The organism is Streptosporangium longisporum (genome assembly GCF_039534895.1).
Classification (GTDB): Bacteria; Actinomycetota; Actinomycetes; order Streptosporangiales; family Streptosporangiaceae; genus Streptosporangium; species Streptosporangium longisporum.
On record NZ_BAAAWD010000007.1, the window covers coordinates 644,390 to 657,899 of the forward strand.

Below are 13,510 nucleotides of genomic sequence, written 5' to 3' on the forward strand. Positions count from 1 at the left end.
ATGTCCCATTCGGCCGGTACGCCCGGAGACATCACCCGGCGGCAGATGCTCCGCCGGATCGGCATGAGCGCCCTGATCGCCGGTCCCGGCGCCGGGCTGCTCACCGCCTGCGCCACCGGCGGTGGCGCGGCTCCCGCCTCCAGCGCCTCGCCGGCCGCCTCGGCGGGCGGCGCGGTGTCCGCGAAGAACCCGTTCGGCGTCCCCGCGAACGCGCCCCTGGAAGTTGTGATCTTCAAGGGCGGCCTCGGTGACGGCTACGCCGTGGAGGTCCACGAGCCGCTGTACAAGAAGGCCTTCCCGCAGGCGCAGATCAAGCACGTCGCCACCCAGCAGATCGCGCAGACCCTGCAGCCGCGGTTCGCCGGCGGCGACGTCCCCGACATGATCGCCAACTCCGGCACCGACCTGATGGACAACGCCGCCCTGCAGAAGGAGGGCCAGCTGCTGGAGCTCACCGAGCTCTGGGACGCCCCCTCGATCGACGACCCGAGCAAGAAGGTGCGCGACATGGTCGCGCCGGGCACCGTCGAGTCCGGCCTCATCGACGGCAAGCCGTACCTGATGAACTACGTCTTCTCCGCGTACGGCCTCTGGTACGACTCCGCGCTGTTCGAGGAGAAGGGCTGGACGCCGCCGAAGACCTTCGACGAGTTCAAGACCTTCGCCGAGACGGCCAAGGCCGCCGGGATCACCCCGTTCGCGTACGCCGGCAAGAACGCCGCCTACTACGCCTACTGGATGATCCTCATCTCCGCCGCGAAGATCGAGGGCAACCAGATCCTGGTCGACGTCGACAACCTCGTCGACGGCGTCTGGCAGCGCGACGCCATGAAGCAGTCCGCCGCCGCCTGGGCCGAGATCGGCAAGCACATGGACAAGTCCTTCGAGGGCCTGATCCACACCGAGGTGCAGCTCCGCCAGAACCAGGGCAAGGTCGCGCTGTACCCGTCGGGCTCCTGGCTGGAGAACGAGCAGAAGGCGCAGACGCCCAAGGAGTTCAAGTACGCGCTGACGCCCACCCCCAGCGTCACCGCGGCCGACAAGATGCCGTTCGAGGCCATCCGCGCCGCGGCCGGCGAGGCCTACATCGTCCCGTCCAAGGCCAAGAACCCCCGGGGCGGCCTGGAGTACCTGCGCCTCATGCTCTCCAAGGAGGGCGCCAAGGGCTTCACCGAGAAGTCCGGCAACATCACCGTCGTGACCGGTGCCGCCGACGGCCTGGAGCTGACCCCCGGCAACGCGAGCCTCAGCGCCGCGCAGACCGCCGCGGGCCAGAACATCGTCACCTTCAGCAGCTTCGAGAACTGGTACAAGGAGTTCGAGACCGAGCTGCGCAAGCAGACCAACGCCCTGATGTTCGGCCGCATCTCCGCCGACGAGTTCTGCGAGAAGGTGCAGAAGGCCGCCGACAAGACCAAGGCCGACTCGTCCATCACCAAGCAGAAGCGGACGGTGTAGCTCCCCATGCGGCAGGGCAAGTACCCGTTCATCGTCGGCTTTCTCGCCGCACCCGTCCTCCTCTACGTGGTCTTCGTGGTCAGCCCGTACGTCCAGGCTTTCTACATCTCGCTGACCGACTGGAAGGGCATCTCGGCGAACCCCCGGTTCATCGGCCTGGAGAACTTCACCAGGCTCTTTGACGACGAGGTCTTCTGGGCTGCGGTGCGTCACCACGGTGTCCTGTTGCTTGTCATGCCGCTGGCCACGCTCGTGATCGCGCTGTTCTTCTCCTTCCTGCTCAACCTGGGGGGCGGACAGCACGGCGGCCGGATGGCCGGGATCTGGGGCTCGAAGGTCTATCGTGTGATCTTCTTCCTGCCCCAGGTCCTGGCCGTGGCCATCGTCGGCGTGCTCTTCCAGGCGATCTACCGCCCGGACGAGACCGGCGTGCTCAACAGCCTGCTCGGCAAGGTCGGCATCGACCCGGTCGGCTGGCTCATCGACCCGGACATCGCCCTGCTGTCGATCATCGGCGTGATGGTCTGGCAGGCGGTCGGCTTCTACGTGGTGCTGTTCTCGGCCGGCATGTCGTCGATCCCCCCGGACGTGTTCGAGGCCGCCGCCCTGGACGGCGCCGGCCGGTTCACCCTGTTCTTCCGGATCACGATCCCGCTGCTCTGGGACACCATGCAGGTCGCCTGGGTCTATCTCGGCATCGCCGCCTTCGACGCCTTCGCCCTGGTCCAGGTGCTCTCGGTCGACCGCGGCGGGCCGGACAACTCCACCACGGTGCTGCCGATGGAGATCTGGCGCACCGCGTTCAACTTCTCCAAGTTCGGCTACGCCTCGGCGATGGGCGTGGCGCTGTTCTTCCTGACCATCACGTTCGCCGCCCTCACCCTGCGCGTGACCCGGCGCGAGAGGATCGAGTTCTGATGGCCACGGACACGGCTCGCAAGCCCGCCGCCCGCCCCTCCGCCCCGGCGCACGTCAGGCGCCGCAGGAAGAACCCGATCGGCGCCTTCGGGGTGCTCTCCCACCTGGCGCTGCTGGTCTGGGCGATCCTGATCGTCGGCCCGATCCTGTGGACGTTCCTGTCCTCCTTCAAGACCAACACCGAGATCTTCGGGGACGCCATCACGCTGCCGGCCTCGTTCGGCTGGGACGCCTGGGGACGGGCCTGGGAGAAGGCCCACATCGGGCAGTACATGCTGAACACCGTCTTCGTGGTGGCGTGCGCCACGGCCGGCACCATGCTGCTGGGCTCGATGGCGGCGTACGTGCTGGCGCGCTACACCTTCCCCGGCAACAGGCTGATCTACTTCCTGTTCGTGTCGGGGATGACGTTCCCGGTCTTCCTCGCGCTGGTCCCGCTGTTCTTCGTGGTCAAGAACCTCGGCCTGCTCGACACCCACCTCGGCGTGATCCTGGTCTACATCGCCTACTCGCTGCCGTTCACGGTCTTCTTCCTGTCGGCGTTCTTCAAGACGCTGCCCACCTCGGTGGCCGAGGCGGCGATGATGGACGGCTGCTCGCACACCCGGACGTTCTTCCAGATCATGGTGCCGATGGCCAAGCCCGGCCTGGTCAGCATCACGATCTTCAACATCCTGGGCCAGTGGAACCAGTACCTGCTGCCGATCGTGCTGCTCACCGGCAACGTCGAGGACAAGTGGCTGATCACCCAGGGCGTCGCCAACATCTCCACCAACGCCGGGTACGAGGCCGACTGGCCCGGCCTGTTCGCCGCGCTGAGCATGGCCATCGTACCCGTCATGATCGTCTACATCATCTTCCAGCGCCAGATCCAGTCGGGCCTCACCTCCGGCGCGGTGAAGTGAGCCCGAGCCGTCCGGTGATCACCGGATGACCGGATCCGGTCAAATTACCGGTCCCGCGGAGTAATCCCGGAAGGGGTGCCGGGAGTCGTTCATAGGCGTAAGCGACTCCCGTCCCCTTCCCCCGGAGCACCGGACATCATGGCCCATCCCGACCAGGACTTCCCCTTCCCGTTCTTCGGCGCGGGGCAGGCGAGCTACTACATGTGGGCAGAGGTGCACGTGCGCTTCGCCCGGGAGCCGTCGGCCTCCCAGCGGGCGGTCATCACCGACACCGTCCCGGCCCCGCTGCGCGGGGCGATCGACTGGTGCGAGGGACGCCAGCTGATGGTCTCCAGCGGCCTGTCCCTGCACGGCGCGCTGGTCCGCTCCTACCCGGCCGCCGACGGCGACTCCGACCGGATCGACGACGACGGCTGGCTGCACGCGGCCCCCCTCCCGGGTCGCCGCGCTCAACGCCGACATCGAGGGCTGGCTGCTGCGCATCGACCGGGAGTGCCCGATCCTGGCCGCCCACCGCGCCGAGGACCCGGACGGCGGCGGTACCCGCCTGTCGGACTGGCACGCCTGGAGCCTCACCCGGCTGCCCGGCCTGCTGTCCGAGCTGGAGCCCCTGCTCGGCCGGGCCAGTCACGCCACCTCGATGGCCCGGGGCATCCTGGCCATGGCCCGGCGCGCCGGAACCCTGCCCCGGCTTGGCGTCCTCACCTCGGGCGTGATCTCCTGGCGGGATGAACCTGCTTGACGACTCCGCGGTGCGCGACAGGCTCGCCGCAGTGCCCGAGTGGCGGCGCGAGGGCGACGAGATCCGCCGTACGATCACCGCGGCCGACTTCCCGGCCGCGATCCGCATCGTGGACGAGATCGCGGTCGAGGCCGAGAAGCTCAACCACCACCCCGACATCGACATCCGCTGGCGCACCCTGCACCTGGTGCTGAGCACGCACGACGCCGGCGGCCTGACCGAGCTGGACTTCACCCTGGCCGCCCGGATCGACGAGATAGCCGCCGGCGCCTGAGCACCCGGCCGGCGCCTGAGCGCCGGCCGCGACGGGACGGCCGGAGCCCTCACCGGGGCTCTCACCGGAGCCGGGGGCCCTCACCGGAGCCGAGGCCGGCTGGGTCGGGTCCGGGGACGGGATCGGGTCCGGGGGCAGGGCGGGGCCGAGGACCGTGGCGGGGAGGGCGGGGACCTTCACAGGACGGCGGGGGGACGGTGAGCAAGATCGGCCATTGACGGGTGTGCCCTGCCGTGCGGACGATGAAGGCGTTCACGAGACCCCCTTCTCGTGACGGACGAGCCTTCACCAGCGCAGGGAGCACCCATGCCCCACATCACCCTCCCCACCGACGAGCCCGGGATCCTCGGCCTCTTCCGGTTCCGCCCGGAGACGGCAGGGCCGCTCAACCAACTCGTGGAGGTCCTGCTGCGCGGCGACAGCACGCTGTCGCGCGGGGAACGCGAGCTGATCGCGGCGTACGTGTCGTCGCTGAACAGCTGCCGGTTCTGCTTCTCCTCGCACGCCGCGTTCGCCGCCGCGCAGCTGCCCGAGGGGATGACGCTGGTGGAGCAGGTGCGCGCTGATCCGGACGGCGCGCCGATCCCCGCGAAGACGAAGGCGCTGCTGGCCATCGCGGCGGCCGTGCAGCAGGGCGGGCAGGAGGTCTCCGACAAGCACGTCGAGGCCGCCAGGGCGGAGGGCGCCACCGACCTCGAGATCCACGACACGGTGCTCATCGCGGCGGCGTTCTGCATGTTCAACCGCTACGTCGACGGCCTGGGCACGTTCGCCCCCGACGACCCCGCCGGGTACGCGGAGATGGCCAAGGTCATCGTCGCCGAGGGCTACGGCACCCACTGACCGGAAGCGGCCAACACCCTGGGTGATCGCACGATCACGATTAGGGTGGACGCTGTTCCTCGTCGGCCCGGTCAGGGAGATCATGAATGCGCACCCTGGGAGTTCTCGTCGCCGCCCTGCTGTTCTGCGCGGGCTGCGGTGATCAGGTCGACGCGCAGCACCCGGCCGGGCATCGCTCCGGGGCGGGCCCGAGCGGGAGCGCGAGCGGTGTGACCGACGCCGGGATCCGCCTCGCCGGGGGCGGCACGCTCACCGCCCCGGCGCAGCGCGCCTCCGCGATCGTCTACGACACCACGCTGGTGCCCGCGGGGGCCGAGGTCACGGTCACCGCGGAGTCGGGGGCGGTGCTCTCCACCTCCACGGTCACCGCCAAGGGCATGCTCCCGGCACGTGCCTACGGGGTGCACCTGCACGTCAACCCGTGCGGCCTCAAGCCGGACGACGCCGGGCCGCACTACCGGCACGCCCACACCCACGCGAGCGCCGAGAACGAGGTCTGGCTCGACTTCACCACCGACACCCGCGGCGGCGCCACCGCCACCGCCACCCAGGACTGGGCGTTCACTCCCGGACGGCCGCCCCGGTCCCTGGTGATCCACGCCGAGCCGACCCGTACCGCGGGTGCCGAGGCCGGTAACGCGGGTCCCCGGGTCGCCTGCGTCACCCTCGTCCAACGCTGAGCCCCAACGCTGAGCCCCCGGAGCCGAGGCTTCAACGCCGGGACTTCAACCCCTGAAGCTCCAGCGTCGGGGCTTCGATGCCGAGGCTTCAACGCTGAAGCTCCAGCGTCCGGGCTTCAGCGCCAGGACTTGAACCCCTGAAGCTCCAGCGTCGGAGCTTCGATGCCGAGACGCCGAGACCCGGCACCGGAAACCGGTGCCGGGTCTCGTGTCCGATCCGGACGTCCTCGGGTTCGAGCGTGTCCGGGTTCAGGCATGTTGGGGTTCAGGCGTGACCGGCGGGGATGCTGCCGAGGCGGCCCGCCTGGTAGTCCTCGAACGCCTTGACGAGCTCCTCCTGGGTGTTCATCACGAACGGCCCGTAGTGCGCGACCGGCTCGCCGATCGGCAGGCCGCCGAGCACGATGACCTCCAGGTTGGCGCTGCGGCCGTCCTGGGTGCCCGCCGCGGCGAGCGTGACGGTCTCCCCGTCGGTGCCCAGCCCCGGAAGGGTGCCGAAGCCCTCGAAGACGGCCAGCTGGCCCGACTCGATCGGCTGCCGGTCGGCTCCGACGCTGCCACGGCCGGACAGGACGTACGCGAGCGCGTTGAAGTCCTTGCGCCAGGGAAGCGTCAGCCGCGAGCCGGGGCTGAGCGAGGCGTGCAGCAGGGTGATCGGCGTCCTGGTGGAACCGGGACCGGTGAAGCCGGCGACCTCGCCCGCGATCAGGCGGACCAGGGCCCCGCCGTCGTGACTGCTCAGCAGGACGACGTTGCTCCGGCCGATGTCCTGGTACGCGGGGGCGACCATCTTCTCGCGGCCCGGCAGGTTGACCCAGAGCTGGATCCCGTGGAACAGGCCGCCCTTGTTCACCAGCCACTCCGGAGGGGCCTCCCGGTGCAGGATGCCGCCACCGGCCGTCATCCACTGGGTGTCGCCGTCGGAGATCGTGCCTCCGCCGCCGTGCGAGTCGGCGTGCTCCATCACCCCGTCGATCATGTACGTGACGGTCTCGAAGCCCCGGTGCGGGTGCCAGGGGGTCCCCTTGGGCTCGCCCGGCGCGTAGTCGACCTCGCCCATCTGGTCCATCATGATGAACGGGTCCAGGTACTGCGGCCTGATCGTCGCCAATGCCTTGCGGACCGGGAAGCCCTCTCCCTCGAATCCGCTCGGAGCGGTGGTCACGGCCAGCACCTGACGCTCGCGGACCGCGTCGAGCGGCTGCGGCAGGCGGGGCAGGGTCAGCGGGTTCTCTACGGTCACGGCGGGCATCTCGGGTTCCTTCCTCGGTGTTCGCCGGTGACAACTCAGTTGATGTTTCAACTATTCCTTCGTGGAAGAGGCCGTGGCACCGGGATGCCACGGCCTCGAAGAAGGATCATGATCGGCGGGGTGCGGGGCCCGGCCGGTGCCGACCGGGGAAGGGGACCCGTCGCGGAGGAGAAACCGCGGGTGGGGGTCCCGGGGAGGGGCCCGTCGCGGGGGAGGAGGTGCGGGAGATCACTCGTCGTCGGCCAGGGCGAAGCCGCCCCGACTCAGCGAGATCAGCTCGGCGGCGACCACCTGCTCGTCCAGCGCGGCGCCGGGGTCGGAGGCGAACACGGTGACGACGTGGATCCTCCCCGAGGCCGAGCGGGCCGCGTACGACAGGTTCAGCACGCCCACCTCGGAACCGCCCTTGGCCCAGACCGCGGGCCACTTCTTCCGGTCGAGCTTCAGTCCGAGGTCGTTGACCGACATGATCTCGCCGACCCGGCCGCTCTTCGAACGGAGCAGGCCCGCGTAGGCGCGGCAGACGTCACGGGGCGAGCCGAACCACTCCAGCGTGTCGAGCTCCCTGGGCTTCTCCCAGAGCGTGATGTCCGAGAGCGACTGCTTCGCGACCGTGTTCGCCAGGTAGGCGCGCCGGCCCGCGGCGTCCAGCGCCAGGTAGGCGCGGGCCTGGTCGGGGTGGTTCACGCCCTTGAGCAGGAAGACCTCGCGGGTGGTGAGGAAGGGGGTGTTCCGCCCGGTGTGACCCGACCAGCGACGTACCGTGGCCTCCACGGCCTTGCGGCCGACCGTGTGGATCAGGACGTCGGTGGCGGTGTTGTCGCTGATGGAGATCATCAGCTTGGCGGCCTCGCTGACCGTGGTGGTGCTGCCGTCCGGGCGGGTCGTCAGCCCGTCCTCACCGAGGCTCTTCCACCCGGGCCTGATCGTGATCTTGGTGTTCCAGCTCAGCTCGCCGTCACGGATCTTCTCGGCCACCGCACCCAGCACGTACAGCTTGAAGACCGACCCCAGTGGCCGGACCGTGTCCGGTGCCACGGCGTGCGTGACGTCGCACCTGCCCCGGGAGTCGATCTCCGCGGCCAGGAAGCCGGTCCGCGGGGCGACCTTGCGGAGCCGGGCGTCGAGCTGCTTCCAGGTACGCGGCGCGGCGGGCACGGTGGGGGCCGGAGGGGTGACCCCGGCCAGGTTGATCCTTCCGTCGCCGTCCACGCCGAGCTGGACGACGAAGTCCTTCTCGCCGATCCTCCCGGTCCCGGCCAGCGACGACGGCGTGACCCTGGTCAGTCTTTCCAGGCGGAACCCCTTCGCCGCCTTCAGGAAGGCGTTGACGCCGTCGAGGGTCAGGGAGGAGAGGTAACCGGCGTTGAAGTGCTCCCGCAGTTCGTGCTCGGCCACGGGCGCCCGATCCGTTGCGCCGAGGAGCCAGCGCAGCTGCCGGCCCGCCGGGCTGTCCGGGATCTTCGGCTCGGCGCCGGTCGTCACGGCCGGTACGACGGTGCGGGACGCGGTGGTGCGGGACGCGGTGGTGCGGGACGCGGTGGTGCGGGAGGTGACGGTGCCGGGTACGACCGCGCCGGGTGCGGTTCCGGTGGAGGCAGCGGCCACGGGGGCGATCACGGCGGCGGGGCCGGGGGCGGCGGCCGCGGGCAGGGCCGTCACCGGTACGACGACGGCGACGGCGGTGGCGAGGGCCGGCAGACGCTTCGATCGGGACGGTGACCGCATCAGGTGCTCCTTCGGACGTTCTCCTGCGTCGCGGCAACCTCCCCGGTGATCTCCCCGCGAAACCCGCGAAACCGTACGTCGCACCGGGACCCGGCCCGTTCCCCTCCCCGGCCGGAAGGGGCGCCACCTGGGCGAACGGCCCGGTCGTCGCCGTGGTCCGGTTCACCGTACGTACCCCGAAAATCGGGTGTGGCCGCGTCCTTCGCCCGGTCGTTCCCCGCGGCGGGACGTTCCGTCAGCCGAAGACCGCGGGCGGGGGGACGGGGATGAGGACGGCGTCGCCGTCGTTCAGCGGCCTGGCCCCGGCGATGAACCGGACGACGTCCTCGCCGTCCACGCAGCGGGCCTGGGTGAGGCCGCCCGCGGCCCTGCGGGCCAGGCCGGACACGGGCAGCGGCACGCGGGAGGCGGCGACGATGAGGTTGCCGAAGCGGCGCCCGCGCAGCACACCGGGCTCGGCGAGCAGCACCACCTGCGGGAACGCGTCGCGGACGGTGGCCAGCACCCGGCGGGTGAAGGCCAGGCCCTTGCCGTCGGCGACGTTGATCAGCACGGTGCCGGCCGGGCGCAGGACGCGGGCGACGTCCCGCATGTACTCGGAGGTGGCCAGCTCGATCGGCATCGTGGCACCGCTGAAGGCGTCCAGCACGAGCAGGTCGGCGAAGTCATCCTCGAGACCGGCGGTGGCGGTACGGCCGTCGAGGATCCTGACCTTGAGCCGGGGCACCGACTTGAGCCTGAGGTGGTCCCGGACGAGCTGGACGAGCCCGGCGTCGGGTTCGGCGACGATCTGCCGGGACCCCGGCCGGGTCGCCGCGACGTAGCGGGGCAGCGTGCAGGCGCAGCCGCCGACGTGCACGACGTCCAGCGGGCCCTCGTCCAGCAGGTCGATCACGTGGGCCATCAGCCGGACGTACTCGAAGTCGAGGTAGGCGGGGTCGTCCAGGTCGACGTAGGACTGCGGCACGCCGTCCTTGGAGATCACCCAGCCGGAGGACCGGTCGAGGTCCTGTAGCAGGTCGACCTCGCCGAACGTCACCGGGTACCGTCCCGGCATCGGCTCGCGCGCTTCCCGTCCGGCCATCGGCCCGTTCCTCTCGTCCTGGTGTGCGCCGGCCCTTCCCGGGGAGCCCGGGGAAGACCACGCAGGAAACCGTATGCCCGCCCGGGAGTGAACGGTGACGGTGCGGCCGGGCCGGCGTGGGTACGTCCGTTCCGGGCGGACGTCCGGGCATGTCCGTGCCGGGTGGATCGCCACGAGGTACGGTCGCGCCGAGCCTGCGAGCCGGTCGGGCCTGCCGGGCCTGTCGGCACGGGAACCGGTGTAGGAAGAATCACAACCTACGATCACGTAAGTTACGCTAGCGTAGGTTCATGGCCACCATCACGGAAAGGCTCGCTCCCGCCGAGTCCGTCAAGCCTCGCCTGCGCGGCTGGCTGCACGCCGGGGCGCTGCCCGTGGCGCTCGTCGCCGGCTTCGTCCTCGTCGCGCTGGGACCCACCCTGCAGGCCAGGCTCGCCGCCGCGATCTACGCGATCACCTCCGGGCTGCTCTTCGGCATCTCCGCCACCTACCACCGGGGCACGCTCTCGCCGCGGCTGGAGGAGGTGCTGCGCCGTCTCGACCACGCCAACATCTACTTGATCATCGCGGGCACCTACACGCCGTTCGCGCTGCTCGCCCTGGACGGGCCCGCCGCCGCGGTGGTGCTCGGCGTGGTCTGGACGGGCGCGATCGCTGGGGTGCTCTTCCGCGTGCTGTGGACCGGCGCCCCCCGCTGGCTCTCGACCGCGCTCTACATCGGCCTCGGCTGGACGGCCGTGTTCGTGCTTCCCCAGCTCCTGGCGGGGGCCGGGGTCGTCGCGGTCGCCCTGATCTTCGTCGGCGGGGTGCTCTACACGGCGGGCGGCATCGTGTACGGCATGCGCCGCCCCGACCCCTCCCCGCGCTGGTTCGGCTTCCACGAGGTCTTCCACGCCTTCACCGTCGCCGCCTACCTGGTCCAGTACGCGGGTGTCTCGCTGGTCGTCTACGCGGCGGTGTGACCCCCGCGGGGCGTGTCCGCGATCGACGACGGCCCGTCTTGATACGAAATATCGGGATTTGACCGGGTGATGGTCTCGCCGGGGAGGCGGGCCGGGAAGGGAACGGTCACCGAGGGGCCTGCGGCCGGACGCCGGAGCCCGGTCGCCGGGACACCTGCCGCCGGGGCGCTCCTCGCGGGACACCCGAGACACGGCAGCGCGGCTCGGCGCCGCCCCGCGAACCCGGGCACCAGGCGCCCCGTCGACAGTTCCGGGAGAATCTTCGCCCGATGCGGTTCGAGTACGTAATGTTTCCGGGTACATGTCACTGAAGCGGGGGATCGTCTTTCCGGTGACCCTGGAGGGGACATGGACGTGCACGACCGTCTGGCCCGTCATCTGCTCGTGGACGGCTACCGGCTGGTGCTGGATCTGGACCGGAGCCGGGGAGCCCGGCTCGTGGACGCCCGTACCGGCAGGAGCTATCTGGACTTCTACAGCTTCTTCGCCTCCGCGCCGCTCGGGGTGAACCCGTTCGACGACGATCCGGAGTTCCTGGCGCTCCTCGGCAGGGTCGCGGCCAACAAGCCCGCCAACTCCGACCTGTACACCGTCCACCTCGCGGACTTCGCCGACACCTTCGCCCGCGTCCTCGGTGACCCCGAACTGCCGCACCTGTTCTTCGTGGAGGGCGGCGCCCTCGCCGTGGAGAACGCGCTGAAGTGCGCCTTCGACTGGAAGAGCCGCCTGAACGAGTCGCGGGGGCTCGGCCGGGGGCTCGGCACCCGGGTGCTCCACCTCACCCGGGCCTTCCACGGGCGCAGCGGCTACACGCTCTCGCTGACCAACACCGACCCGGTCAAGACCGACCGCTTCCCGGCGTTCGACTGGCCCAGGATCGCGGTGCCCGCCGTCCACCTCGGCGACGTCGAGGCGGCCGAGGAGAGGTCGCTGGCCGCGGCACGGGCGGCCTTCGAGCGCCACCCCCACGACATCGCCTGCTTCATCGCCGAACCCGTCCAGGGCGAGGGGGGCGACAACCACATGCGGCCGGAGTTCCTGCTGGCCATGGAACGGCTCTGCCACGAGCACGATGCCCTGTTCGTCCTGGACGAGGTGCAGACCGGTGGCGGGACCACCGGCACCCCGTGGGCGTACCAGCAGCTGGGACTGCGGCCCGACGTGGTGGCCTTCGCCAAGAAGGTCCAGGTGGGCGGGATCATGGCGGGCCGCAGGGTGGACACGGTGCCCGGCAACGTGTTCGAGACCAGCGGCAGGATCAACTCCACCTGGGGCGGCGGGCTGGTCGACATGGTCCGCTCCCGCAGGATGCTGGAGATCATCGAACGCGACGGCCTGATCCCGCGCGCGGGCAGGCTCGGCGCCGAGCTGCTCGGCACGCTGCGGGAGATCCAGGCGCGCTTTCCCGGCCTGGTGGAGAACGCCCGCGGGCGCGGCCTGATGTGCGCCTTCGACCTCCCGGACGCCGCCGAGCGCGACCTGCTGGTGGCCAGGCTGAGGAACGAGGAGGGGGTGCTGGTGCTGCCCTGCGGTGAACGTTCGGTACGGCTGCGGCCCGCGCTCTCGATCACCTCCGAGGAGCTGGGGGAGGGCACGTCCGCCATCGCCCACGCCCTGGAGAGCTCCCGCTGCCGTCTCCCGGCCTAAGGCCTGTCTCGAAGTCCGGTATGTAGCGGTGTGTAACGATCGCTAAATAAAGAGATCTCCGGTAGAGGGTTCAACGACCAAGAAGAACCTGAACACCGGAGATCTCGTGACCACCCTAGCGGTGACGCGGCGGTTCGATCTGACCGATGCGCAATGGGCGGCCTTGGAACCGCTGCTGCCGGCGGCCAAGAGGCCGGGGCGGCCCTCGCGGTGGACCAAACGACAGCTGATCGACGGGATCCGGTGGCGGGTACGGGTCGGAGCACCGTGGCGGGACGTGCCCGAATGCTATGGCTCCTGGCAGGCGGTGTACTCCTTGTTTCGCCGGTGGCAGCGCTCAGGTACCTGGCGGCAGATCGTGTGCGGCCTGCAGGCCGCCGGCGATGCCCAAGGGCTGATCGGCTGGCAGGTGGGAGTCGATTCCACGATCTGCCGAGCCCACCAGCACGCGGCCGGGGCATCAAGGACAGCAGACCGGCAGGCCGAGCCGCCCGGCGGGGTGGAGACCGAACCCGGCGATCACGCGCTGGGCCGCTCTCGCGGTGGCCTGTCGACCAAGCTGCACCTGGCGTGCGAGCAGGGCCAGAAACTGTTGTCGCTGGTCCTGACCGCCGGCCAGCGCGGAGATGCACCGCAGTTCGAGGCGGTCATGGCCGCCATCAAGGTGCCCAGAGTAGGGCCGGGACGGCCGCGGACCCGTCCGGACCGGGTACGGGCGGACAAGGCCTACTCCTCCCAAGCCATCCGCTCTCACCTGCGCCGGCGCGGTATCCGCGCCACGATTCCCGAACCGGCCGACCGGGTTCAAGGACGGCTACGACGCGGCAGCCGAGGCGGTCGGCCTCCGGCCTTCGACCGGATCGACTACCGCGATCGCAACACCGTGGAGCGCGGTATCAACCGGCTCAAGCGCCACCGCGCTCTCGCCACCAGATACGACAAGCTCGCCGTCCGTTACCAGGCCACCATCCATATCGCCGCCATCAACGACTGGCTCACCTGCCTTTGAAACAGGCT

At 70.4% G+C, this 13,510-nt stretch carries 13 protein-coding genes; 10 read left to right on the plus strand and 3 right to left on the minus strand.

Annotation, left to right across the window (positions count from 1 at the left end; translation table 11 throughout):
• The 7 genes from ngcE (at position 1) to ABD832_RS15865 (ending at position 5,820) form a co-directional block, all read left to right on the plus strand.
• Positions 1-1,458, plus strand: a complete 1,458-nt coding sequence (gene ngcE / locus ABD832_RS15835) for an N-acetylglucosamine/diacetylchitobiose ABC transporter substrate-binding protein (protein WP_344895059.1) — start codon at positions 1-3, stop codon at positions 1,456-1,458.
• A 6-nt stretch (positions 1,459-1,464) separates the two neighbouring features.
• Positions 1,465-2,376 (plus strand): carbohydrate ABC transporter permease, encoded by a 912-nt coding sequence (locus tag ABD832_RS15840; protein ID WP_344895062.1) that lies wholly within the window; start codon positions 1,465-1,467, stop codon positions 2,374-2,376.
• Positions 2,376-3,281: a carbohydrate ABC transporter permease gene (locus tag ABD832_RS15845; RefSeq protein WP_344895065.1), complete on the plus strand. Its 906-nt coding sequence runs from the start codon at positions 2,376-2,378 to the stop codon at positions 3,279-3,281. Before ABD832_RS15840 ends, ABD832_RS15845 begins: the two co-directional genes overlap by 1 nt.
• 138 nt (positions 3,282-3,419) lie before the next feature.
• The gene (locus tag ABD832_RS15850; protein ID WP_344895068.1) at positions 3,420-4,013 is read left to right on the plus strand and encodes a hypothetical protein; all 594 of its coding nucleotides are present in this window, start codon (positions 3,420-3,422) and stop codon (positions 4,011-4,013) included.
• Positions 4,010-4,297, plus strand: a complete 288-nt coding sequence (locus ABD832_RS15855) for a 4a-hydroxytetrahydrobiopterin dehydratase (protein ID WP_344895070.1) — start codon at positions 4,010-4,012, stop codon at positions 4,295-4,297. The genes ABD832_RS15850 and ABD832_RS15855 overlap by 4 nt, the downstream gene beginning before the upstream one ends.
• Before the next feature lie 306 nt (positions 4,298-4,603).
• Positions 4,604-5,140 (plus strand): carboxymuconolactone decarboxylase family protein, encoded by a 537-nt coding sequence (locus ABD832_RS15860; RefSeq protein WP_344895073.1) that lies wholly within the window; start codon positions 4,604-4,606, stop codon positions 5,138-5,140.
• An 86-nt stretch (positions 5,141-5,226) separates the two neighbouring features.
• Complete coding sequence (locus ABD832_RS15865) at positions 5,227-5,820, plus strand: superoxide dismutase family protein (protein ID WP_344895076.1); 594 nt, start codon at positions 5,227-5,229, stop codon at positions 5,818-5,820.
• 265 nt (positions 5,821-6,085) lie between these two features.
• Here the strand turns inward: ABD832_RS15865 and ABD832_RS15870 are convergent, their stop codons facing one another.
• From ABD832_RS15870 to ABD832_RS15880, 3 genes are all read right to left on the minus strand, one after another.
• Positions 6,086-7,072: a pirin family protein gene (locus ABD832_RS15870; protein WP_344895079.1), complete on the minus strand. Its 987-nt coding sequence runs from the start codon at positions 7,070-7,072 to the stop codon at positions 6,086-6,088.
• Positions 7,073-7,300: 228 nt separating this feature from the next.
• Entirely contained in the window at positions 7,301-8,800 is a 1,500-nt protein-coding gene (locus tag ABD832_RS15875) for a serine hydrolase (RefSeq protein ID WP_344895082.1), read from the minus strand.
• A 235-nt stretch (positions 8,801-9,035) separates the two neighbouring features.
• Positions 9,036-9,884 carry a spermidine synthase gene (locus ABD832_RS15880; protein WP_344895085.1) on the minus strand — a complete coding sequence of 283 codons (849 nt, stop codon included), beginning with the start codon at positions 9,882-9,884 and terminating at the stop codon, positions 9,036-9,038.
• Positions 9,885-10,174: 290 nt separating this feature from the next.
• On the opposite strand from ABD832_RS15880, the gene trhA reads away from it, so the two are divergent.
• The 3 genes from trhA to ABD832_RS15895 all read left to right on the plus strand — a co-directional run bounded on the left by trhA (position 10,175) and on the right by ABD832_RS15895 (position 13,502).
• Complete coding sequence (gene trhA, locus ABD832_RS15885; protein WP_344895088.1) at positions 10,175-10,846, plus strand: PAQR family membrane homeostasis protein TrhA; 672 nt, start codon at positions 10,175-10,177, stop codon at positions 10,844-10,846.
• 348 nt (positions 10,847-11,194) lie between these two features.
• Positions 11,195-12,493: an L-lysine 6-transaminase gene (lat, locus tag ABD832_RS15890; RefSeq protein ID WP_344895091.1), complete on the plus strand. Its 1,299-nt coding sequence runs from the start codon at positions 11,195-11,197 to the stop codon at positions 12,491-12,493.
• Between the two features lie 121 nt (positions 12,494-12,614).
• Positions 12,615-13,502, plus strand: a complete 888-nt coding sequence (locus ABD832_RS15895; protein WP_344895986.1) for an IS5 family transposase — start codon at positions 12,615-12,617, stop codon at positions 13,500-13,502.
• Positions 13,503-13,510: the final 8 nt, after the last annotated feature.

Excerpts from the sequence above, each read along its gene's own strand:
- ABD832_RS15870 (WP_344895079.1), bottom strand. The coding sequence starts at position 7,072 with ATGCCCGCCGTGACCGTAGAGAACCCGCTGACCCTGCCCCGCCTGCCG.
- ngcE (WP_344895059.1), top strand. The coding sequence starts at position 1 with ATGTCCCATTCGGCCGGTACGCCCGGAGACATCACCCGGCGGCAGATG.
- ABD832_RS15875 (WP_344895082.1), bottom strand. The coding sequence starts at position 8,800 with ATGCGGTCACCGTCCCGATCGAAGCGTCTGCCGGCCCTCGCCACCGCC.
- ABD832_RS15850 (WP_344895068.1), top strand. The coding sequence starts at position 3,420 with ATGGCCCATCCCGACCAGGACTTCCCCTTCCCGTTCTTCGGCGCGGGG.
- lat (WP_344895091.1), top strand. The coding sequence starts at position 11,195 with ATGGACGTGCACGACCGTCTGGCCCGTCATCTGCTCGTGGACGGCTAC.
- ABD832_RS15855 (WP_344895070.1), top strand. The coding sequence starts at position 4,010 with ATGAACCTGCTTGACGACTCCGCGGTGCGCGACAGGCTCGCCGCAGTG.
- ABD832_RS15860 (WP_344895073.1), top strand. The coding sequence starts at position 4,604 with ATGCCCCACATCACCCTCCCCACCGACGAGCCCGGGATCCTCGGCCTC.
- ABD832_RS15840 (WP_344895062.1), top strand. The coding sequence starts at position 1,465 with ATGCGGCAGGGCAAGTACCCGTTCATCGTCGGCTTTCTCGCCGCACCC.
- ABD832_RS15845 (WP_344895065.1), top strand. The coding sequence starts at position 2,376 with ATGGCCACGGACACGGCTCGCAAGCCCGCCGCCCGCCCCTCCGCCCCG.
- ABD832_RS15880 (WP_344895085.1), bottom strand. The coding sequence starts at position 9,884 with ATGGCCGGACGGGAAGCGCGCGAGCCGATGCCGGGACGGTACCCGGTG.
- trhA (WP_344895088.1), top strand. The coding sequence starts at position 10,175 with ATGGCCACCATCACGGAAAGGCTCGCTCCCGCCGAGTCCGTCAAGCCT.
- ABD832_RS15865 (WP_344895076.1), top strand. The coding sequence starts at position 5,227 with ATGCGCACCCTGGGAGTTCTCGTCGCCGCCCTGCTGTTCTGCGCGGGC.